This is a genomic window from Jeotgalicoccus sp. S0W5 (assembly GCF_011634875.1).
GTDB classification, from domain to species: Bacteria; Bacillota; Bacilli; order Staphylococcales; family Salinicoccaceae; genus Jeotgalicoccus; species Jeotgalicoccus marinus.
Genome location: NZ_SIRQ01000013.1, coordinates 1 through 22,022 on the forward strand (window position 1 = coordinate 1; position 22,022 = coordinate 22,022).

General features: G+C 37.3%; 25 protein-coding genes and 1 riboswitch. Of the genes, 7 read left to right on the forward strand and 18 right to left on the reverse strand.

The genetic code is table 11. The features are described from left to right. Positions 1-275: 275 nt before the first annotated feature. The 8 genes from EYB29_RS09250 to EYB29_RS09285 all read right to left on the reverse strand — a co-directional run bounded on the left by EYB29_RS09250 (position 276) and on the right by EYB29_RS09285 (position 8,158). Positions 276-1,046, reverse strand: a complete 771-nt coding sequence (locus tag EYB29_RS09250) for a KinB-signaling pathway activation protein (protein ID WP_026865729.1) — start codon at positions 1,044-1,046, stop codon at positions 276-278. Further along, positions 1,043-2,092, reverse strand: coding sequence for an Mrp/NBP35 family ATP-binding protein (locus tag EYB29_RS09255; protein WP_166627107.1), 1,050 nt, complete (start codon positions 2,090-2,092; stop codon positions 1,043-1,045). Before EYB29_RS09255 ends, EYB29_RS09250 begins: the two co-directional genes overlap by 4 nt. A gap of 90 nt (positions 2,093-2,182) precedes the next feature. Beyond that, positions 2,183-3,733, reverse strand: coding sequence for an amidohydrolase (locus tag EYB29_RS09260; RefSeq protein ID WP_166627108.1), 1,551 nt, complete (start codon positions 3,731-3,733; stop codon positions 2,183-2,185). A gap of 65 nt (positions 3,734-3,798) precedes the next feature. Next, positions 3,799-4,599, reverse strand: coding sequence for a pyrroline-5-carboxylate reductase (gene proC / locus EYB29_RS09265; RefSeq protein WP_026865732.1), 801 nt, complete (start codon positions 4,597-4,599; stop codon positions 3,799-3,801). Positions 4,600-4,648: 49 nt separating this feature from the next. Beyond that, positions 4,649-5,338, reverse strand: a complete 690-nt coding sequence (gene trhA / locus EYB29_RS09270) for a PAQR family membrane homeostasis protein TrhA (protein WP_166627109.1) — start codon at positions 5,336-5,338, stop codon at positions 4,649-4,651. 20 nt (positions 5,339-5,358) lie between these two features. Further along, positions 5,359-6,507 (reverse strand): UTP--glucose-1-phosphate uridylyltransferase, encoded by a 1,149-nt coding sequence (locus tag EYB29_RS09275; RefSeq protein WP_026865734.1) that lies wholly within the window; start codon positions 6,505-6,507, stop codon positions 5,359-5,361. Positions 6,508-6,520: 13 nt separating this feature from the next. Further along, the gene (locus tag EYB29_RS09280) at positions 6,521-7,822 is read right to left on the reverse strand and encodes a pyrimidine-nucleoside phosphorylase (RefSeq protein WP_166627110.1); all 1,302 of its coding nucleotides are present in this window, start codon (positions 7,820-7,822) and stop codon (positions 6,521-6,523) included. 15 nt (positions 7,823-7,837) lie between these two features. Beyond that, entirely contained in the window at positions 7,838-8,158 is a 321-nt protein-coding gene (locus tag EYB29_RS09285) for a hypothetical protein (protein ID WP_166627111.1), read from the reverse strand. A 112-nt stretch (positions 8,159-8,270) separates the two neighbouring features. Between EYB29_RS09285 and EYB29_RS09290 the strand changes: the two genes are divergently transcribed. After that, positions 8,271-8,981: an SDR family NAD(P)-dependent oxidoreductase gene (locus EYB29_RS09290; protein ID WP_166627112.1), complete on the forward strand. Its 711-nt coding sequence runs from the start codon at positions 8,271-8,273 to the stop codon at positions 8,979-8,981. Positions 8,982-9,201: 220 nt separating this feature from the next. On the opposite strand, the gene EYB29_RS09295 is transcribed toward EYB29_RS09290, so the two are convergent. Continuing rightward, entirely contained in the window at positions 9,202-9,363 is a 162-nt protein-coding gene (locus EYB29_RS09295) for a hypothetical protein (protein ID WP_166627113.1), read from the reverse strand. A gap of 103 nt (positions 9,364-9,466) precedes the next feature. On the opposite strand from EYB29_RS09295, the gene EYB29_RS09300 reads away from it, so the two are divergent. The 5 genes from EYB29_RS09300 to EYB29_RS09320 all read left to right on the forward strand — a co-directional run bounded on the left by EYB29_RS09300 (position 9,467) and on the right by EYB29_RS09320 (position 13,577). Next, on the forward strand, positions 9,467-10,399 hold the full coding sequence (locus EYB29_RS09300) for a metal ABC transporter solute-binding protein, Zn/Mn family (protein ID WP_166627114.1): 933 nt from the start codon (positions 9,467-9,469) through the stop codon (positions 10,397-10,399). 12 nt (positions 10,400-10,411) lie between these two features. Continuing rightward, a complete protein-coding gene (locus EYB29_RS09305; protein WP_166627115.1) occupies positions 10,412-11,128 on the forward strand; it encodes a metal ABC transporter ATP-binding protein in 717 nt (238 codons plus the stop codon). A gap of 6 nt (positions 11,129-11,134) precedes the next feature. Then, entirely contained in the window at positions 11,135-12,010 is an 876-nt protein-coding gene (locus EYB29_RS09310; RefSeq protein WP_166627116.1) for a metal ABC transporter permease, read from the forward strand. Next, positions 12,007-12,855, forward strand: coding sequence for a metal ABC transporter permease (locus EYB29_RS09315; RefSeq protein WP_166627117.1), 849 nt, complete (start codon positions 12,007-12,009; stop codon positions 12,853-12,855). Before EYB29_RS09310 ends, EYB29_RS09315 begins: the two co-directional genes overlap by 4 nt. A gap of 62 nt (positions 12,856-12,917) precedes the next feature. Next, a complete protein-coding gene (locus EYB29_RS09320; protein ID WP_026865741.1) occupies positions 12,918-13,577 on the forward strand; it encodes a metal-dependent transcriptional regulator in 660 nt (219 codons plus the stop codon). A 75-nt stretch (positions 13,578-13,652) separates the two neighbouring features. On the opposite strand, the gene EYB29_RS09325 is transcribed toward EYB29_RS09320, so the two are convergent. From EYB29_RS09325 to EYB29_RS09345, 5 genes are all read right to left on the reverse strand, one after another. Next, complete coding sequence (locus EYB29_RS09325; RefSeq protein WP_026865742.1) at positions 13,653-14,108, reverse strand: Dps family protein; 456 nt, start codon at positions 14,106-14,108, stop codon at positions 13,653-13,655. Positions 14,109-14,322: 214 nt separating this feature from the next. Further along, complete coding sequence (locus EYB29_RS09330) at positions 14,323-15,102, reverse strand: Cof-type HAD-IIB family hydrolase (RefSeq protein ID WP_166627118.1); 780 nt, start codon at positions 15,100-15,102, stop codon at positions 14,323-14,325. 17 nt (positions 15,103-15,119) lie between these two features. Continuing rightward, positions 15,120-15,530: a hypothetical protein gene (locus tag EYB29_RS09335; protein ID WP_166627119.1), complete on the reverse strand. Its 411-nt coding sequence runs from the start codon at positions 15,528-15,530 to the stop codon at positions 15,120-15,122. A gap of 8 nt (positions 15,531-15,538) precedes the next feature. Next, complete coding sequence (locus EYB29_RS11620) at positions 15,539-16,132, reverse strand: ribonuclease H1 domain-containing protein (RefSeq protein WP_166627120.1); 594 nt, start codon at positions 16,130-16,132, stop codon at positions 15,539-15,541. 59 nt (positions 16,133-16,191) lie between these two features. Beyond that, positions 16,192-17,277, reverse strand: a complete 1,086-nt coding sequence (locus EYB29_RS09345) for a 5-methyltetrahydropteroyltriglutamate--homocysteine S-methyltransferase (RefSeq protein ID WP_166627121.1) — start codon at positions 17,275-17,277, stop codon at positions 16,192-16,194. 91 nt (positions 17,278-17,368) lie between these two features. After that, a riboswitch (SAM riboswitch) is annotated at positions 17,369-17,474 on the reverse strand. A gap of 158 nt (positions 17,475-17,632) precedes the next feature. Between EYB29_RS09345 and EYB29_RS09350 the strand changes: the two genes are divergently transcribed. Further along, a complete protein-coding gene (locus EYB29_RS09350) occupies positions 17,633-18,808 on the forward strand; it encodes an MFS transporter (RefSeq protein ID WP_166627122.1) in 1,176 nt (391 codons plus the stop codon). Positions 18,809-18,970: 162 nt separating this feature from the next. Here EYB29_RS09350 and EYB29_RS09355 read toward each other — a convergent pair whose 3' ends face one another. The 4 genes from EYB29_RS09355 to EYB29_RS09370 form a co-directional block, all read right to left on the reverse strand. After that, a complete protein-coding gene (locus EYB29_RS09355) occupies positions 18,971-19,927 on the reverse strand; it encodes an MsnO8 family LLM class oxidoreductase (protein WP_166627123.1) in 957 nt (318 codons plus the stop codon). 1 nt (position 19,928) lies between these two features. Beyond that, positions 19,929-20,210: a DUF3219 family protein gene (locus EYB29_RS09360; protein ID WP_026865749.1), complete on the reverse strand. Its 282-nt coding sequence runs from the start codon at positions 20,208-20,210 to the stop codon at positions 19,929-19,931. 88 nt (positions 20,211-20,298) lie between these two features. Continuing rightward, a complete protein-coding gene (locus EYB29_RS09365) occupies positions 20,299-20,793 on the reverse strand; it encodes a hypothetical protein (RefSeq protein ID WP_026865750.1) in 495 nt (164 codons plus the stop codon). 61 nt (positions 20,794-20,854) lie between these two features. Continuing rightward, the gene (locus tag EYB29_RS09370; protein WP_026865751.1) at positions 20,855-22,012 is read right to left on the reverse strand and encodes a metal ABC transporter solute-binding protein, Zn/Mn family; all 1,158 of its coding nucleotides are present in this window, start codon (positions 22,010-22,012) and stop codon (positions 20,855-20,857) included. Between the last annotated feature and the right edge of the window lie 10 nt (positions 22,013-22,022).

The following is a 22,022-nucleotide window of genomic DNA, read 5'->3' on the forward strand; positions in this document are numbered from 1 at the left end:
CTTTTTATTCGGAATTAAACGTTGACATATTGTCATTCAGTTTTCAATGTTCTCGTTTTTTATTGCTTAATTATCTTAACACGTTCATTTTCTAAATGCAAGAGATTCATTAAATTAATGTTAAGATTGTTATTTTTTGATTACGTCTTGTTTTGACGACTTTTATATTTTATCAAGTTAATTTATAAAGGTCAATACTTTTTCTTATAATTTTTAAAATAAAATATATAAAGCCCGTCAAACATTGTCTTGACGGGCTTTATATAAATCAATTTTTATTTCTTACTGTCACTTTTTGCAGCTCTAGTCTTATTCTTATAACCTAATTTCTTACTTGCTTTAATTTGCTTATTGTCTTTTTCTTCACGTTTTCTTTTCTCTTCCTCTAATTCTTTACGCTTTTGCTCATTAACATCTGCCCTTGTTGTACGTCCGCGTTCTTTTCTTTCACGCTCGGAGTCTTCGATATATTTAGGTAGTCTGATTAATTGATATGCGTTTGTAAGTATTACGGTAAATACTGAACGATAAATCCAATCTGTATTTTCTACTGATATAAATGGAATTAAAGTTAAAGACGTCATAAAGATCATAAAGAATAATGATGGAATAAATACATTTGTCTCTGAAATCTTATTCTTATAGTATGCAAAGAATATTCCAGCAATGACGATAATAATCGGAATCCATACATATGACCAGGTTGACTCGTGACCTGCACCTACTTGTCTAAATCTTAAGTAGAACAAGTCAAAGATTGCATACAGTATCAGTAAAAGTTGAACATATGGCCACAAGCGTCTAAAGATACCTAGACCTAATGGATTAATGAATAGATATATGTAGAAGACTACTTGACTGACTGTGGCAATTAGGAGCCCGTAACCAATTAGGAATAGAAGTCCAACGAAAAAGTCACCGAACTCACCTTGAAATAGGAAGGTTGTCACAGCATCATATTCAGTCACCAAACTAATTAGGGTAGTAATTACTGCCCCAATTAGTAAAGTGACAAAGTAGAACTTAACTAAATATTTGGAAGTCATTCTGCTGATCCTCCAATTACTTTGTCGGCCATTGCACTATAAACTCTACTGATCTCATCATCAATATAAACAGAAGGTGCAAAATCATCCTCATTCCAATTTGGTTGTCCGAGTGGCAACTGTCCTAATAGAGGTGTGTTCAGTTCATCGGCAAGTTTTTGACCACCACCTGAACCAAAAATATATTCCTTATTACCCGTTTCTTTACTTTGGAAGTAACTCATATTTTCAATGACACCAATTATTTCATGATCTGTATGCTGCGCCATGGCACCAGCTCGCGCTGCAACGAAGGCTGCAGTCGGGTGAGGTGTTGTCACAATAATTTCTTTAGAGTGCGGTAACATCTGGTGAATATCTAAAGCGACATCCCCTGTTCCCGGTGGTAAGTCTAATAGTAGGTAATCAAGATCACCCCATCTGACTTCTTCAAAGAAACTTGTTAACATTTGTCCGAGCATTGGGCCACGCCAAATTACTGGTGTGTTTTCTTCAACGAAGAACGCCATAGATATGACTTCAACACCAAAACGGTTCACTGGTATAATTGTTTCACCATCTAAAGCAGGGCGCTCAGTAATACCCATCATATCCGGGACACTAAAGCCGTAAATATCTGCGTCAATGAGACCAACTTTCTTACCTTTTTCAGCTAAGGCAACAGCTAAGTTCACAGCAACCGTAGATTTACCTACGCCGCCCTTACCTGATGCAATTGAGATAAACTCTGTCTTCCCAAGTGTAAAGCCAAGTTCCATTGCTGCGCCGCGAGTTGATCGGAATTTTTCAATTGTTTCATCTGGTAACTCTTGAAAACGTAGTCCGACACTATCTGCACCCGCTTCTTTTAACAGGTTAACAATCTTCATCTGTAAGTCTAATTGCTCTTGGCCACCTTCACGACCGATTGCGACCTTTAGACTGACATGATTTTTTTCTTCTTTTATACTGACCTCCAGCAGCCCTTCTGTGTCACTGATCGGGACATTTAAAATCGGATCATTTAACGCTCCGATAATCTCTCTAACCTTACTTTCAGTTATCATGTAAACGCTCCTAACTTCAACTTGATTCCAATACTTCTAATAATAACATAAGATCGTTACCCCTAATATCACTCAATCTTGAACTTATCGCTACAGCTCAAAGACGACCTCACCATCAATAATTGTCTGTAAGACTTGTACATCTAAAAGTTCATCTGGCTCTATTGTCATCACATCTCTATCCAATACAATGAAGTCCGCAAGAAAGCCCGGTTTAATCTGACCTTGAATATCTTCTCTATAAACAATTTTTGCTGCTTCTGTTGTGTACATTCTAAAGGCATCATAACGGTCAACAATCTCATTCGGATTGTATACTACACCATCTTTTTCACGAGTGATTAAGGCATGAATTCCTAAAAATGGATTTACCTTTTCAATTGGAGCGTCTGATGACCCACCGAGAACGAGTCCTTTATCGAGGAGGGTTTTAAATGGATACAAGTACTTCGCACGACTACTACCAATATAGTCCTCTACCCAAGGCATATCTGAGGTTAAGAATGTCGGTTGAATATCACAGATGACTGGTAGGTTCGCCATACGTTCTATAAGATCTGGACGTAGGAGACTCACATGAATCAGTCTATCGTGCTTACCTTTGGCTACTGGGTATTTTTCTATAGTATCTAGCACCATTTCAATCGCACGGTCACCAATCATGTGAACTGCAATCGCATCTTTATTTTTTCTTGCTGTCTGGACCATTTCTTCTAATTTTTCTCTTGTGTGAATTTGCAGGCCTTGGTCATCGGAATTAACATACGGTTCACTTACTAAGGCAGTTTTTGCACCGAATGCACCATCTGCAAAGATTTTCATGGCATCACGTTCGACGTAGTTCTTCTTATAGGCCTTATTTGCTTTCACGACATCTTCATAAACTTGTTCATGTGTTAGTAAATTCGCACGGAATTTAAGTTCTTTTTCACCAAGTGTTTGAAGGTAAGCGTCAAGCGGCACATTGAAGTCACCATAATAAGCAAGGTCTTCGGTATGAGCGCCAACAATACCTAGGGAATGCATATATTTAACGGCACGAGTAATATCTTCACTAATCGACTCAACTGTATCATCTACCGTTGCTGCTCTCATTTCTTCAAAGGCTTTGTCATAGACCCATCCAGTTAGTTCACCATTTTCGTCTTTTTCAAAGTACCCACCTTCTGGGTTTTTTGTATCTTTTGTAATGCCTAAAGCTTCAAATGCTTTGGAGTTCACTACACCTGCATGAGAACAAATGCGCGTAATTAAGGTTGGTTTTTCAGTTAACTGATCAAGTTCTTCAATATGAATCTTGTATTGATTATCAAAATTATTTTCATCATAACCAAGAATATTATTCCACTTATGATTAGAATCAAAATCCGCAACTTGTTGCTTCATTTCATCTATGTCAGTCACATCATCTAATGCAAGTAATGCTAATTTTTTACCAATCATAATCAGGTGCTGGTGTACATCCGTTAAGGCAGGCATCATCGTCTGGCCTTGTAAATCAATATGTTGATTTGCTAAACTTTTCAATTCTTCAAACGTACCTACAGCTTTCACTGTTGTATCTTCTACTAAGACGGCTTCAACAACTTCGTTTTCACCAGTCATCGTATAAATTTTCCCATTAAAATATAAGTCTGCCATAATTATCATCCTCAGAAAAAAATACTTTCATATATGATTATATATGAAAGTATTCTTAGTTTCATTTATCGTTCACTTAGTTTCTTGCTACGGTCTCTTGCTGAGCCCAAGGTTTTAAAAATCATTTCTTGGAGTTTGAACTCCATTAAAGTATCTAAGCCGGCTTCAGTAGTTCCAGCTTTAGAAGTAATATCTTTTCTTAAACGCTCAAACGATTCATCTCTGTTCAATAACGTTTTACCTGTCCCGATAACAAGTTCACGTGTTAACTCATGCGCATCCTCTTCTGAAAAGCCGAGTTCTACTAAACTATTCGCATATTGTTCGTATATATAGTAGAGAAAAGCAGGACCTGAACCAGTTGCTGCTGTGATGTTATCCATACCATCTTCTTCAACCACTACATTTTTCCCGAAACTTGCCATAAGTTTAATCAGTTCTTCACGTTCTAAAAAGTTATCAGAAAAGGCAATACCATTAACTGAGTGTTGAACCATCGCATTGGTGTTTGGCATAATTCTTGCAACTGGATTACCCGTTGCAAATTCTTCTTGCACAGTTTCAATTCTAATTCCAGCCATGACAGACACTAATTTCGTCTTTTCTGTTAAATGCGGACGAATTCTATCTGCAACATCTGAGAAATTTTGAGGCTTCGATGCCAGCACAATATAATCAGCATCTTCACACAGTTCCTTATCGTCATAAGAGACATTTAAACCTAATGATTCTTTAAAGGCCATAGCAGTAATTCGATTAGATTTACTTGTGATATAAATATCTTTTGCACTGACAATTCCTTTATGAATCATTCCTGTAAAGATTGCGCTGGCCATATTACCAGCCCCGTAAAATACAATTTTCATAAGACCACCCTCGGTTCTTTATTGGTACGTATTTTACCATAGTATCCGCTCATATATAGAACACAATTGCAAAATAGTGACATATTGCAGCAGCAATAATGAAGAAATGCCAAATCATATGGAAGTAGTTACGCGTTTTTTGTGCGTAAAACCATGCACCAACCGTGTAAAATACACCACCTAGTATAATCAGACTCATGAACTGCCATGACGTATCCGTAATAATAGTTGGTATGAATAGAACTGCTGACCAACCCATTACCAGATAAAATGCCAAGCTCACCTTTTCATTAACGACTGGTGCCAATACCTTATATAAGATACCAAGAATTGTCGCCAGCCATTGAATGATTAAAATAACGAGTCCAAAAGTTCCGCCTACTACTGATAAAGCAATCGGGGTATACGTTCCAGCGATAGCAACATAGATAAAACTATGGTCTAGTAAACGCATAACGTACTTGTGATTGGTATTATGCGCCATCGAATGGTAGAGGGTAGACGTCAGAAACATGAGCAACATACTAATGACAAAGATCGAACCCCCAACTGCGTGACTAATCCCACCAAGGACGTACATATAAATCGCAGTAAATGGTAAGAGGAAAATGAAAATCAGTGCTGCCACACCATGACTGACTGCATTGCCAACTTCCTCTCCAAAAGATAAGGGTACAACACTTTTTAAAGTACGTTCGATTCTAGAAGTTACATTCTCTTGGTTGTGTTTTTCTCCCATTTGTTCTGACTCCCCATACATTAAATCAACCCTTCTTCAGAAAGATCGTTAAAGGCAGTCTCAATACTATCCTTGCCCACTTTATTTTTTAGTGGGGAGAACTCACCTTTTCGGTCTACTTGAAGCGTGTTGTGTTTGCCAGCATATCTAAAGGCATCAAAGTAGAATTTTTCAAATTTCAATACTTCTTCCTTAGTCACCTCGAGATGCTGTCCTAGATGCACTAGTTTTTTTAATGCAAGGTGATATGGCATTGCACCGTCTGCAGCTTCATTTAAGAAATTCATGCTATAGACATGAATCCCTATATTCCCATTAGTGAACTGATCTTCGCTACCTTCTGGAAGTTCAGTATATTCAACAACACCTTTATAACCGTCTAAGACAGCCAATCTACCGACAGACTCTCCTTCTTTTGGAGTAATGGATTTAGATGTGACATCATTTTGATCCTGTAAATGTAGACCAATTAAAGCAGGGTCTAATACTTTTACAACAACATTATCAACGTTGTTCATGAACACATTTTTGACGCCTCTATCTACCATATCATCTAGCATGCCACTACTTTTAAGTGAACTGAAGATCCCACCATTACCATTAGGTGTAAGCATGATGTCTTTTTCTTCTGTTAATAACAATTCTCCATCTTTAGATAAAGGTGGGAAATGCTCTTGTTTGAAGAAGTGAATGTTATCTTTTGGCACTTCAAAATACAAGTGGTCTTCAAAGAATTGTAATGTTTCTTCATGATTGATATCACTCGTCATGATATACCAGTGCACAGGTAGACTACCATCTGCTTTTTTATATTTAAGAATTTCTCTTGCTTGTAATTCGAATAAAGAAACACCTTCAAAAGAGAAAGTCCCCTTTGGACCTGAGTGCTCTAAGCGAGTACCTTGTCCACCCGCAAGTAGAACAACTGCGACCTCACCGTTTTCAATCGCTGTTGTTGCAAGTCCAGAAACTGCATCTACATCAAGGTCCTGCTTTAACACGTGAGGGACTTCTTCAACTTTTGTTAAGTCCATTTCATTACTCTTTAAGTACACATCTTCATAGACATGTTTAATTAAATTTAAATCCAAAGTTTCAAATTGCGCTTTAACTTTTTCTTTATAGCTATCTTCTAATAAATTATATTGTGGGATTAATTCTTCAATCATAAGTCCACTCCTTTTATGCAGTAATAATACGTTTAATTAATTTAGTGTGTACTTCATCTTTACCGTAATGATAACTGTCTTGAACACGTTTCACAACATCATCAACACTATCCGTATTTGCTTCTAAAACAGCAAGAACATCGCCCTTATTGACCTTGTCGCCTACTTTTTTCTTATGTATAATGCCGACAGCTAAGTCGATCTCGTCATCTTTAGTCTGACGCCCTGCACCTAGGATAGATGCTGCCACACCAACGTTCTCTGCATCAATTGACTCAATAAAGCCTGACTCAGTTGCTACAACGTCAATATGATATTTCGCTTGAGCGAGGTTTTCTGGATGATCAACTAAGGAATCATCTCCACCTTGGTTTTTAACAAAGGCTTTAAATTTCTCGAGCGCCTTACCATTCTTAATGACTTCTTCTAGCATTGTTCTCGCTTCTTCAATCGTCTCAGCCTTACCGCCAACAACGACCATTTGACTTGCTAGAGTTAATGAGAGTTCTGTTAAATCTTCTGGCCCTTCACCTTTTAGAGTGTCAATTGCTTCACGCACTTCATTTGCATTGCCGACTGCATAACCAAGTGGTTCTTCCATACTTGAAATAATAGCCATCGTACGACGACCAACATTATTACCAATTTGGACCATCGCTTCAGCTAAGGCAACTGCATCCTCCTCGGTCTTCATGAAGGCACCATCGCCCACCTTAACATCTAAAACAATCGCATCTGCACCCGCAGCAATTTTCTTACTCATAATCGAACTTGCAATCAGTGGGATTGAGTTCACAGTTGCAGTCACGTCACGTAGAGCATAGATTTTCTTATCTGCAGGGGTTAAGTTTCCAGACTGCCCAATTACAGCGAGCTTGTCCTTGTTAACTAGATTTACGAAGTCATCCTGTGACAATTCTACGTGGAAGCCATCTAGGGCTTCTAACTTATCAATTGTTCCACCTGTGTGACCCAGGCCACGACCACTCATTTTTGCCACTGGTACATCTAAAGCTGCCACTAGTGGTGCCAATACAAGCGTAGTCGTATCTCCAACACCACCTGTAGAGTGTTTATCCACTTTGATGCCGTCGATATCTGCTAAATTGATTTGATCTCCAGATTCCACCATTGCCATCGTTAAATCAGCAGATTCTTCAGGTGTCATATCATTATAGAAGATTGCCATTAAAAGTGCTGAAGCCTGGTAATCAGGCACCTCACCTTTGGTATATCCATTGACGAAGAATTCAATTTCCTCTTTTGTTAAAGTGTTGCCGTCACGCTTTTTAGCGATAATGTCTACCATTCTCATGTTTAAGTACTCCTTTTACTTGGATGTTTTAGTCCATTCTTTCTTATTTCTATACTTTTTAGTATGGGCATAAATGTTTTCTGCCGCATAGTCTTCATTAGTATAAACCGTAATATCAAAATATGTCCCGTGTTCACTAAAAGTTTCGTTTAAATACGTATCTTTTAAGTGATCAAATAAGTTTTTCATTGCTGTATGATCTAAGCTCGGATATTCACGAAGTATCTTTTTTTGAAGTGCACCGTTGTTATCCATCACTTCTTGTACAACAATCACAAATGATTCATTATCCTTTAGTACATCATCAAAGATATTAGTCTGACCATGCTCTGCCATGATTCCGTCCTCCTTTGTATACAAGCATATGGATATCATGTTCTTAATATCTTTATTATACTTAAAAATAAGTTCATTTCATAATGAGAACTAAAAAATAGGAGGGAAAATTATGCAAGACTTGAATGGTAAAAATGCATTGATTACAGGTGGTTCAAAAGGAATAGGCTTAAAAACTGCTGAAGCGCTTGCCAGAGAAGGCGTCAACATCGCAATTACAGCACGTAATGAAGACACTCTAAAGGAAGCCCTTGCTATTTTAAATGAATATAAAGTGTCAACAATCGCAATTCGCGGTGATGTATCTGTAAAAGAAGAAGTAGATGAAATCGTATCATCGGTAGTCGAAGAATTCGGTACGATTGATATTCTTATCAATAATGCAGGAATCATGGGCGGCGGTAGTTTCTTTGACGACAACGAAGACATGTTCAGGCAGATGTTAGATGTCAACGTGTTCGGTATGTACTACACGATGAAAGCTGTCCTACCGTATATGCAAAAAGAACAGCGTGGGGACGTTGTCAATATCGCTTCCGTTTCTGGTCTAAGAGCATCAGAATCTAGCGCTCTTTACTCTGCTTCAAAACACGCAGTTATCGGTTTGACTGAAGGGGTCATGCGAGAAGTGAGAAAAGACAATATTCGCATGTCTTACCTCACACCATCCGCTGTATTAACAAGAGAACCTAACCTAGATCCAGAAACAATGACACATCCAGAAGACATTGCTGATATCATTGTGAACCAACTGAAAATTAATCCTAGAACCTTTGTTAAAAATAGTGAGATGTGGGCAACAAATCCGCAACCACTGGAATAGATTTGAATTGTAAGAGCTGATTTTTATCAGCTCTTTTTTGTGGTGTTGTTGTATATTGTGGGCTTTGTGCGAAGTCGTTTATTTATCGAGTTCGTGATTTCGCCTTTTCGCGAAGTCGTTTATTTTTCGAAGCCCAATCACACTTAAAAATGCTCAATTATATATTCAATTAATATAACAATCGGATTACCCAAAATGTCATCCAGTATTATCCCTATCACTAAACCCCAAATAAATAGTTTACGCTCCTCCCTTTTAGTTTTTTACTTTCATTCTCCTTGACCATTGAAAATTCCCCTTCTCTTACCAATTCACTAACGCATTCCAACATAAAATCAAACCATTTAGTATCACTTAGCCTTTCAACATTTTTCTCAAACACACTCAACATAACCTCCCTCTCTATTTCGGTTTGACTAATCCAAAAAGTTAGGGTAACCTAATATTTAAATTTATATAATCCAACAAAAGGAGAGTTTATACAGATGAAAAAAATAATAACGATGATAATAGCATTAACTTTAACGATTATCTTAGCCGCTTGTAGTACTGAAGCAAGCTCTGAAACTGACAACAATAAACAAAATCTTGTTGTCACGACGACCTTTATCAATGATATGGTCTCTGTTTTAGATGAAGGTATAGATGGCTACAATGTTGAAATGATTATTCCTGCTGGAGAGGACCCACACGTTTATGAACCTAAGGCAAGTGACCTTAGGGCGTTAGGTGATGCGGATACCGTGCTTTACCACGGTTTAAATTTTGAAGGTCGAATGGCAGATGTGCTTGAGGAAGGTGTATCGATTACTGATGATTTCAATACGGATCATTTAACGACAATGGAAGATGATGAGGGAGGCTCTGAAACTGACCCTCACTTCTGGTTTGATATCGAACTTTACAAACAATCTGTTACAAAAGTGAAGGATACTTTAATCGAGAACAATCCTGAAGCTGTGGATGATTATGAACAAAATTATGATAACTATATTAAAGTGCTTGATGAACTTAAAACTTACGTATCAGATAGAGTCGAAGAAATTCCTAAGGAATCCCGTATTCTTGTGACGCCTCACGATGCTTTCCAATACCTAGAGAAAACTCAAGATATAGATGTTCACGCACCTCAAGGTTTCTCTACTGACAGTGAAGTTTCAAATAACCAAATTGAAGAAACTGCAAATTTAATTGCTGACAACAATATTAAAGCAATCTTTGTAGAAACAACGACAAATCCAGACAGAATGACACGCCTTCAGGAAATTGTCGAATCTAAAGGTGGTTCGGTAGAAGTGGTTAACAGCAACGAAGATAAGTTGCTATCTGACTCATTAGCCGTAGAAGGTGATGCTGGCGATACCTTTATTGGTATGTACCGCCATAATATTGATACGATCGTCGATAATCTTAAATAAAGGAGGATAACTATGTCACATTCAATAATTAACGTAAATGATTTAACTGTAGCCTATAACAATAAGGCTGCAGTCCGTCATTTAAATATAGATGTTAAAGCAGGGAGTTTAACTGCGGTTGTCGGTCCAAATGGTGCGGGTAAATCAACATTAATGAAGACAATCATGAAGTTAATCAAACCCACATCAGGGACGACATTAGTTATGGATGACACTAGTAAAAAAGCACTTAAAAATATTGCCTATGTGCCTCAAAAAGGCGACGTTAACTGGGATTTCCCTGCTACTGTCTTAGACGTCGTCACAATGGGACGCTATGTTCATAAAGGTTGGTTTAAAAGACCAAATAACGAGGATAAAAGAATCGCTCTAGAAGCACTGAAAACAATTAAGATGACAGAATATAAAGACCGTCAAATCTCTGAGTTATCAGGCGGTCAACGTCAGCGCGTCTTTTTAGCACGTGCTATTGCACATGATGCGAGTATTTACCTTATGGATGAGCCGCTTCAAGGTATTGACATTACAACCGAAAAGTTAATTATCGACACCATGAAAAATTTACAAAAACAAGGTAAGACTTTTTTAGTTGTCCATCACAATTTAAATACTGTGCCTGAATATTTTGATCATGTCATTATATTAAACAAAACAGTCATTGCAAGCGGCCCGGTAAAAGAAGTCTGGTCAGAAGACAATATTAATGCCGCTTATTATGAAATGATGTGATAAGTAATGGATATTTTAACGTCTTATTCATTTATAATTGTCGCTCTCGGCACGGTCATTTTAGCAATCGCTTCAGGCGTAGTGGGTACTGTAAGCGTCTTAAAGGGACAAAGTTTAATTGGTGATGCAATCGGTCATGCAACTTTTCCAGGTGTTGTCATTGCCTTTATGATTTTTGGCATGATGGAAACCTCAGTCCTCGTGATTGGTGCAGTCATATTTGGAGTTCTTGCCTTTTGGTTTATAAACAAAATCACTTCAGAGTCAAAGACTTCCTTAGACAGTGCCCTTGCCTTAATTCTGTCTAGTTTTTTCGGTTTAGGCATGGTCTTAAAAAGCTACGTTCAAGGCAATTCAAATTTTTCAGGTACCCAAGGGATTGATGACTTTATATTTGGTCAGGCTGCCTATATGTTGAAATCTGATGTCTATATCATCATTGCTGCTGCACTGATCAATCTGCTGATATTTATTATTTCCTATCATCAATTAAGAATCTATATTTTTGATGAAACATACAGCCGTACAATCGGCATTAATAAAAACTTAATGAATGCACTGGTCTTACTCATGACAATTGTCTTAATTTCAGTTGGACTGAAGGCAGTTGGTGCCATTCTTATCGTAAATATTTTAATCATACCTGCTGTCATAGGCAGTTTATGGTCGAACCGTTTCCTTAATGTGCTCATTATCGCTGGTATTTCAGGGGGCGTTTCAGCCTTTATAGGCACCTATGTTTCAACTGCATTCACAGGCATACCGACTGGTCCAGCGATTATTTTATCACTCAGTATTCTATTTATACTATCTCTAATTGTTGCACCAAAAGGGCTCGGTGCTAAAATTATTCAAAGTAAAAAGCGAGGTGCCAACATATGATAGAAGTATTTGCAGTCCTACTCATCACGGCACTTGCAACGAGTTTACTTGGTGTATTTTTAGTCTTAAAAGGACAGGCGATGACAACCGATGCTATCAGTCATACGATTTTACTTGGTATCGTACTCGCTTTTTTCATCACCAATGATTTACGATCACCCCTACTCATCATCGGAGCAACAGTTATCGGCTTATTAACCGTCTATCTAATAGAGCTAATTTCTAACTCTAAGTTAGTCAAAGCCGATGCTTCAATCGGCATTGTCTTTACAGCTTTATTTGCAATTGCCGTCATTTTAGTGTCGAGATATGCAGATGACGTGCACTTAGATATCGACGTCGTCCTTATGGGGCAAGTCTTATTCGCCCCCTTAAATCGCATCGATATTTTAGGTTTCAGCCTACCCTATGCACTTGTTCAATTATCGATTATTTTACTAATTAATATCATCTTCGTTCTCTTGTGTTACAAAGAATTAAAAGTCACAAGTTTTGATCCAATATTCGCTGCTGTTTCTGGCTTTTCGGCAACATTGATCTACTACATTCTGATGTCACTAGTTTCTATTACAGCAGTAACGGCTTTTGATACTGTTGGTTCAATACTCGTCATTAGTTTCTTTACGGCCCCGGCCATGACTGCTTATTTAGTTTCCAAAAGACTATTTAGAATGATTTGGCTCACACTGATTATTGCGGCATTCAATAGTATAGCCGGCGGCATATTTGGGTATTTCACGGACACTTCTATATCAGGTAGTGTTGCAACGGTTTCATTCATCACATTTATACTAGTGTTTATGATTCAAAAATTCACTTTAAGCCATAGAAAACCAGTAAATTAAATTTGCCTGTTTCATAAAGTTTCTTCATAATTAGACATGAAACTTGTGAATGGAGGGTAACGATGAGCCCAACTAAAGAAGATTATTTAAAAGTGTTATTTGAACTTGGTGCTTGGAAAATACAAGTACCTAATAAAGAGATTGCAGAACGGTTAGGCATTTCACCACCGACTGTCACTGAAATGATGAACAGCCTCGTAAAAGCAGGCTGGGTCACATACATTCCATATAAGGGCAGCATGTTGACCGATGAAGGTGCGAAATATGCAAAGAAGCTCATTCGTAAGCACCGTCTTTGGGAAGTGTTTCTCGTGAAAAATCTTAACTTTGAAAAGGACGAAGTTCATGATGAAGCAGAGCTACTAGAGCATTCAACGAGTGATCTCTTAGCAGACCGCTTAGAAGCGTACTTAGATTATCCAAGTCATTGTCCCCATGGCGGTGCAATCCCCTTAGATTTAATGGAGAAACAAGAGAAAGTGTCGATTCGTCTGTCTGATGTTGAACTTAATCAACCAGTCAACATCGCACGAATGCTTAATGAGGAAAAACTCGTTCATTACTTCCAACGTGCCAATCTAAATGTAGGCGATCAGATTAAAATTTATGAGGTGGATAAAACACTCGATCTCCTATTCATTCACAACATAAGTCGTGATGAAAACGTTGAACTCAGTCAAACCATTGCACAATATCTCTTTGTTGTTATTGAGGAACAATAAAAATGACCGGTGCGTTAGAATTCTAACGCACCGGTCTTCTATATCATTTCATTAGAGCATGTACCCTAATAAACATTACTCACCTAAATAAGATTTAAGCATCCAGTTGTTTTTCTCAACATCTTGAGCAATTGCGATGAACATATCTGCTGTACGATCGTCACCAGCATCTTCTGCTGTTTTAACTGATTGATTTAATTCTGCAGATAATACTTCGAAGTCTTCAGTTAACTGTTTAACCATTTGTTTAGCATCAAGACCATATTCGCCTTCTTCAATGCTAGACTCTTCTAGTGATTCTGTAAGTTTAGCAATTGGCTCTCCACCTAGAGTAAGAATTCTCTCTGCTAGATCGTCTACATATACTGCTGTTGCATCGTATAACTCTTCAAATTTAGCGTGTAGTGAGAAGAAATTAGGTCCTTTAACATACCAGTGGTAGTTGTGTAATTTAGTCCATAATACTGTGTTGTTCGCTAATTGCTTGTTTAATACTTCGATTACTGCTGTTTTTTCTGTAACTTGTGCCATTATAAAATCACCTTTCTCTTATATAATAGTATGAGTTTGCGCAACTACTTATTTAGAATCATTATTATTTATAAACTTATTATAGCAACAATAGAATACTTAATCAAGCTCTATTTAGAATTATTATAAATAAGGCTTTAGAAGACTATTCTATCTCGCTAACAATAATCAATACCCCTACTAAATTAATATAAACATTAAAAAAATGACTGATTTATATTAAACCAGCCATCTTCAAACCTTCTACTAAGCCGTTGTCGTCTACGTGACGGGTTTGATATCGACTTACTCTTTTTGCCTCATCAACAGCATTTCCCATAGCAACACTATTTTTAACTAAGCTAAGCATCTCTACATCATTCGGTCCATCTCCAAATGCATATACCTGTTCTAAGTCGACACCCATTTTCTCTATCAACATTTCTATTCCTTTAGCTTTAGAACCGCCTTTAGGTATGACATCTGTAGCAAATTCATGCCATCTTAAGAAGTAAACATCATCATAATTGTTTTCATACGCTTCTTCTTCGCCATCGGTACAAAACAACAGCGCTTGATGAATATCATTATTATGGTAGTATGCCTGATCTTCTGTCACCTCGAAGTTTAACTTCAATGATCCGATGCCACTTTGAACATGTTTATGTTCTCTCGTGCTCACTCGTAGATCGTTCTCATCACAATATGCAATTGGATGATCATTTTTATAAGCTTGTTTAGTCAGTGCATCAAGTGTTTCATCCGAAATTGGATTCTCATAGATAACCTGACCTTCGTAGACAATATATTGACCATTGTAACTAATGTATGTTTCGATACCTAACATTTCTCTTAACTCTTTAAACATAAACGGACCACGACCTGTCGCAATTGCAACAATATGACCTTGTTCTCTGAGTTGTATTACAGCATTTCTAGCATCTTCAGGCACTTCTTTAGAAGTGTTATATAAAGTTCCGTCGATATCAAAGAATATCAATTTCTTATCTGTCATAAGGCACCTCTTTTGATTTAAATAATATACATATTCGATAAAATAATCACTGCAGCAATCAGTACAAGCCAAATTGCAATCATAAACAGATTCGCCTTATCGTAAAAAGCAGTATACAAGAGAAAATCCGTCATGATATTTAAAAGTAATTGTAAGATGATTACTAAAACTAAAGCACTAAGGCCTAAAGTGATATTTCCCGAGAAATATAAGATGATTGAAGTGATATAAACTAGGGTCATTACAATGAAGAATATTCTTTCTTTTTTCACTAGATTTAACCGCATTATCTTCGCAATCGTTTCTTCTTCATCATTAAAGTATCGTCTTTCATCGAATGAAAAATGAATTCTATCTTGGTCAAAAAATGACGTTGTCGCAAATTTAATTAATAGTCCTGCAACTAAAACAAATAAAAGTATATGCATAATTTCTCCTACTGACTTACAGCTTGTTTAGCGAGTTGGTCTGCAAGGTCGTTAAATTCCACACCTGTATGTGCTGCCACCTTATAGAAATGAATATTAATCTTCTTACTATATTCGTGCATCGTTTTAACATAATTTTGAGTGACAGAATTCTTCGCTCTCCACTCTTCATTATACCATTTTTCTAATCCTGCATAATCGTAGTGCACATATATATCACTATAGTCATGTTGAATCGCCCACTCTACTGCATAGAGAATACCTGCTATTTCTGCTGTTACGTTCCAAAGATTGACTTCAGGGTCGACCTCAGTCGGTTCACTCGCTTGGTGAATCACACGATCGTCCACTATAAACACCGCACCAAAGCCTGCCTTTTCACTTCTTTTGTCATAACTACCATCCACATAAGTCACAAGGGCACCTTTAGGAATATCTACTATTTCATTTTTTAAATTATCTATATAATTCTCAGCTTCTTGTCTTGTTTTAAATGATTTGAATTCTGCCCCACTATAACCTTTAACTGCTTTTTGACAGTCCGGCCAATTAGTGAAGATGCCTGTTTGATGTCCTTTACGCACTGCATAATATTTCGCCATAACGATACTCCTTTAAATATATAAAACCACTCATGATTGTACCATGAGTGGCAGTTTCCTTATAATAATTCGTCAGCAAGTGCAATGACGTAACGTAATTTTTCCCACTGTTCTTCCTCAGTTAAAACATTTCCGTGGTGTGTTGAAGAGAATCCACATTGTGGACTCAAACGAATTTGTTCTTTAGGCACATAATTGGTCGCTTCTTCAATACGCGCTTTGATCACTTCTTTATCTTCTAAATCACCACTTTTTGAAGTCAGTAAACCGAGCACAACAGCCGGGCCACCATCAGGAATTTCTTTTAGAGGCTCAAAATCGCCTGAACGATCATCGTCATACTCTAAAAAGAAACCATCAACATTTTCTTTAGCAAATAAGACAGGTGCAATCTTGGCGTATGATCCTTCAAATGCCCAAGTTGAACGGTAGTTTCCTCGACATAAGTGAGTAGTAATTACCATATCTTCTGGTTTCACTTCTAGGGCGCCATTTACAACTCTTAGAGCAAGATCTATAAGTTGTTCGCGGTTATAACCACTCTCTTGATACGGTTCTTCTTCAGTATTTAGTCTTGCAATATAAACATCATCTAACTGTAAGTATCGACAACCGACATCATAGAAGGCCAAGATGGCATCCTGGTAAGCTGCAATAATGTCATCTGCATATTCTTCAATATCCGGATAGATTTCCTTATTACGTACACCATAGTTGAAAAATTGGTTAGGTGAAGGAATCATTTGTTTTGGAACAGCTCTGTCTCCAACGATTTCCTTAAACAGGATAAACTCTTTCACGTGTGGATGGTTTTTATCGAAAGAAATCTTACCGATGTTTCGGATATTATAGGCTTCTGTCTTCATGCCATTGAATGAGTAACCTTCTTCAGGGATATAGCCTTCAAAGCCACCAACATGTTCCATAAAGTCAGTGTGCCAAAAACGTCGGCGGAACTCGCCATCCGTAACAGCCTTGAGTCCGACTTCAATTTGCTTATCCACAACTTTTTCAATTTCTTCTGTTTCTATTTTAAATAATTCGTCCTTACTGATATTACCTGCTTCAAAGTCTTTTCTTGCTTGATGTATTCTGACAGGACGTAATAAACTTCCGACGTGATCTGCTTTAAATGGTGCTGACATGTAATAACCTCTTTCAATATTGTTTTTAAATAAATAAAATCCCCTTCTATCTTGTTTAAGATTTAAAAGAGGAGTGCTTTACATGTCCATCTTCTCATCTTTAAGTTACAAGAACTTCAAGGAATTAGCACAGTACCCCTAAGGGTCCGCTGCTGAGGTATCGACGGGCCTTTTCCCTCCACCTCTCTGGATAAGAATTTTATTTATTTAATTGAATATTATATTAGCACTAGACATAATATTCTGTCAAATAACTTATAAATCACTAAGTGAAAACACTTTCTTTATATATAATATAGACTTTGTTTTTAATGTGTAATAGTATATCTCTTATGCTTTTAGTAAGGAGGTTAATATGAAGAATCAAGCTTCAAGACAACTTGTCATTACAATTTTTATGATCGGTGCCTTTGCAGTCGGCATGACAGAGTATGTCGTTACCGGTTTATTAACACAATTTGCTGCAGATTTAAACGTTGAAGTCTCTACAACCGGTTTACTTCTAAGTGTTTATGCACTCAGTGTTGCTGTGTTTGGTCCGGTGATTCGATTATTAACGTTGAGATTGGCTCCGAAATTACTCTTAATAATTTTAATTTCTATATTTATAGTTTCTAATATTGTTGCCGCGACCGCACCAAATTTTGAAGTACTACTATTATCGCGTTTGTTATCCGCTTCTATGCATGCGCCATTCTTCGGTGTCATGATGAGTTTAGCGATGGTAATTTCTCCACCAAATAAGAAAACCGGCGCGGTTGCCCTAGTGAATGGTGGACTCGTCATCGCAGTGATGCTCGGTGTACCATTTGGTTCATACATTGGTGCCTTGTTAGACTGGAGAATCGTCTTTTGGATCATCGTTACCCTCGGCATAATCAACTTACTTGGTCTAATATTATTTACACCAAACTATAAGACAGGTGAAGCACCGAAAATCTCTAGTGAATTGTCAGCATTAAAAGATAAGAATGTCATCATGTTAATGGTTACGATTATTTTTGGATACTCAGGTGTATTTACTGCTTATACGTTTTTAGAACCTATGTTAAGAGACATTGCTGGTATGGGAGACTTTGGGGTCACTTTTAGTATGCTAATGTTTGGTACTTTTGCAGTCATTGGCAACTTTTCGTCTGGGCGAATCCAACCCGGAAAACTAACTGGCGCAGTTACTTTGGTTATTCTGTTCTTAGCCATCGTCTTATTCGGTTTAACATTTATGTTAGAAGTTCCATATCTTTCCTACCTTGCCGCTGGACTATTTGGCTTAGGCACATTCGGAATTTCTCCAATGTTGAATTCTAAGATTATTTTTGCAGCCGTTACCGCACCCGCTTTAGCCGGAACTTTGGCCGCTTCAGTTTTCAACCTTTCAAACTCAATCGGTGCATCACTCGGTTCACTTTTATTGACTAACGGATTTTCATACCGTGAGATTACCTTCATTGCCGGTGGTATGTTAGTATTTGGCGCTTTATGCATGGTCGCCACTCACTTCATAGAAGATAAAAGCCGCTTTGAAAATTAATGTTTTATAATATCTCTATAGCTATCGGCTCTCTGTCGTGGTCACAGCGGGCCGTTATTTACTTTTCGGCTCTCTGTGATCACTACAGCGGGCCACCCGCTATCATCAACATCACAAAAAAAGCGTTGAACTCTATAAGGTTCAACGCTTTTCTTAATTATTTTACATCACTTCAGCAATTCTTTTATAACTATTAACCTTATCAGTAAAATCATGTGTAATCGTCACTATCATTAACTCATCAACACCGTAAGTTCTTTGATATGCCATCAACTTATCCCGCACAAAATCAGCATCTCCTATGATGACATTGTCACGGACCTTATTGAGCTCAGCTACTTCTTCCTCGGTCAATTCAATTGCTGAAACTTCATCAAATGAAGGTATGCCAGAAAATTCTCGCCCAGTTGATTTTAAGGCTTGATTGACCAAATAAGGTCTCGCCATTCTTTCTGCTTCCTCATACGTTCCTCCACAAAAAGCGTTGACCGTAACTATGATTTCCCCTTTATTGCTATCTGCTTTATAGGTCGATAGTACTTCGCCTGTTGACTGACCACTCATAAACTCCCCATAGCAGTAATTCAACTGATTGTCTCTTGCAAAGATCGCACTTTTTTCACTGGTACCGAGCATCCACATTTTGACTTTATGCTGGCTATCTGGCATAACCTTCAAGTTTTCTCTCTTATTCATTAACAATGCTTTTAATTCACTGACTAAGTCTGGCATCTTAAAGACATGCCCAAGATAATTATCACTTAGTGCTTCAGAGGCAACGTTATCTCCGCCCGGGGCACGACCGATACCGACGTCAATCCGATCACCATGAAGTACGAGCAGTGTATTAAAAGTTTCAGCTACTTTTAATGGTTTATAATAAGGCAGCAGTGTTGCACCGCTGCCTAGTCTAATCTCTTTAGTTATCATCCCGATTGCACCGAGCGTTACCTCCGGTGCACTTGAGGATAAACCTTTCATTCCATGGTGTTCTGCTAACCAAAACCGAGTATACCCTAATTGATCAGCAACACTTGCAAGTTTCACAGTATTACCCAGTGCTTCTTCTGCTGTCATGTGTGTTGAAATTGGTGCCTGGTCTAATATACTTATACGCATATTAATCTATGACTTTCAAAGTAATATTATACTCTCCAACATTATCTTCTTCATACAAGTTGTCTAGAGATGTTGAGAAGTTAACAATCTTCGCTTCGAATTCTTCATTATCATTCCCTGGAATTCTTACACGAAATTGTTCTTGATACAAGTGTTTTGATAAGTAGTGATAATCTTCACTCGCCACATCGAAAACGATGTTTACAGTACCCTCTTCTTTATCTCTAACGAGTTCTTTTACATCTAAAGTTAAGTCATCGAGCATGATTATATCGTACGCCATTCTATTCCATCCTTTCAATACATTAAAAAGAATAATAACATTACAACTATTCTTTTACTATTAAAATGCATACCCTTTTCTTATAAATTTAACCTTCTTTAGTCTTATCTTCAACAGGATAATTATACTGTTTTAAACGAGAAATAAACTGCTCATGATTTAGATGAACATGATTCAATTCTCTAAGTACTTCATCTCCATTTAAAAATTTAATTACAGTGATAACATCGTTCTCTATAGTGATATTTGTAATATCTTCTTTTATCAACACGTTTTCACCACGTCTAAATTTAATAATTATCCCACTTTCTGAGATATGAAGTTGATAATACTTATCTCCTTTGTCTGCCTTGAAGATAAAACCCATGACCAGGGCAACTAATACAATAATCGCTATGATGTAGGCACGATTAAAGGCACTTTCTTCAATGTTATTGAAAGTTCTGTATGACAAATCAAAGATAATGAACAATAAGTATGCACCGAGGACAATCAAGCCAAATAAGGTAAAATTAAAGCCCTTCGGATCATAATTTTTAGGCACATCTTTTCTACTTAAATAAATCACACCGTCATCTTTCATCCTGTCACCTCATTAGAATTCTTTATTTAATATACCCGAATTCAAAGAAGTTAACAGATATTTACTCAGTCACTTTATCTAAAACTTGTAAGTTTTTCTCCATTAGTGAAATGTAGTCCTCATCATTACTTATATTTTCTTCTGTTAATACTTCCATATTGTGAATGTATTCTGGCTCTGCTCCGATTTCATCCTGAACGACTTTAGATATTTTCCCAGAACTATTTTGCTCAAATAGTACATAATTTAAATTGTTTTCCTGGGCCGTCTCACTCAATTCTTTTAGTTGTTGTTGTGAAGGCTCATCACTCATTGAATAACCAGAAACCGCTAATTGTTCCACACCATAACGCGACCAATAACCAAAGGCTGCATGTGGCACGATGATTTTAGCACTTTCTTTATCATCTAAAGTTTCACTAAACTTTTCATCCAGCTCTTCTAGTTCTGATTGAAGGTTGTTAAAATTTTCTTCATAAAGAGCCTCATGTTCTGGATTTAAAGCAATCAGTTCATCTTTAAGAATGTCTCCAACTTCAATCATTTTTAAAGGATCAATCCAGATGTGCGGGTCAAAATTATCATGATTATCAATAATGATATCGGCATAATCTGTATAAATGACTTCACCGTTTTTAAGACCTTCTGCCTTAACAGAAAAGCTTTCTTCACCCGCTTCATGGTCAAATGACTCGCCTTTCATAACCGCTTCAAAGCCGCCCTCTTCAGTGACCGACCACTGAATTTCATCTACTTCATTGTCTGTTACAGTCAATTCAACAACGTCACCAGTGTGGTAGTGGTCGCTTTGACCTTCAATAACTTCCTGATCAGCTTCATCTTCAAATCCTTGATATTCTTCATGATGACCTTCAAATAGATTGTTGTATTGACCAATTTCTACTAATTCCACATCTTGGTTTTCTAAGGCACTTGCAATATTATTAGAAAATGCCTCCATGCCTTCACCGACATAGATTAGACCATCTCCATCAGCATAATGAGTCATTTCCTTTATAGTCGGTTCATAAGAATGACCGTCAGCACCAGGTGGGATAATCGATTCGGTCTCAACTGTCTCTCCACCAATTTCATTGACTAAATACTCTAGAGGATAAACAGTCGTATATATCTTTAACTTATCATTATTGGTTGCTTCACCTTGACTACAGGCACTTAACACCAATACCGTCACTATCAAAACTAAAAACTGCTTCATTGTATATCCT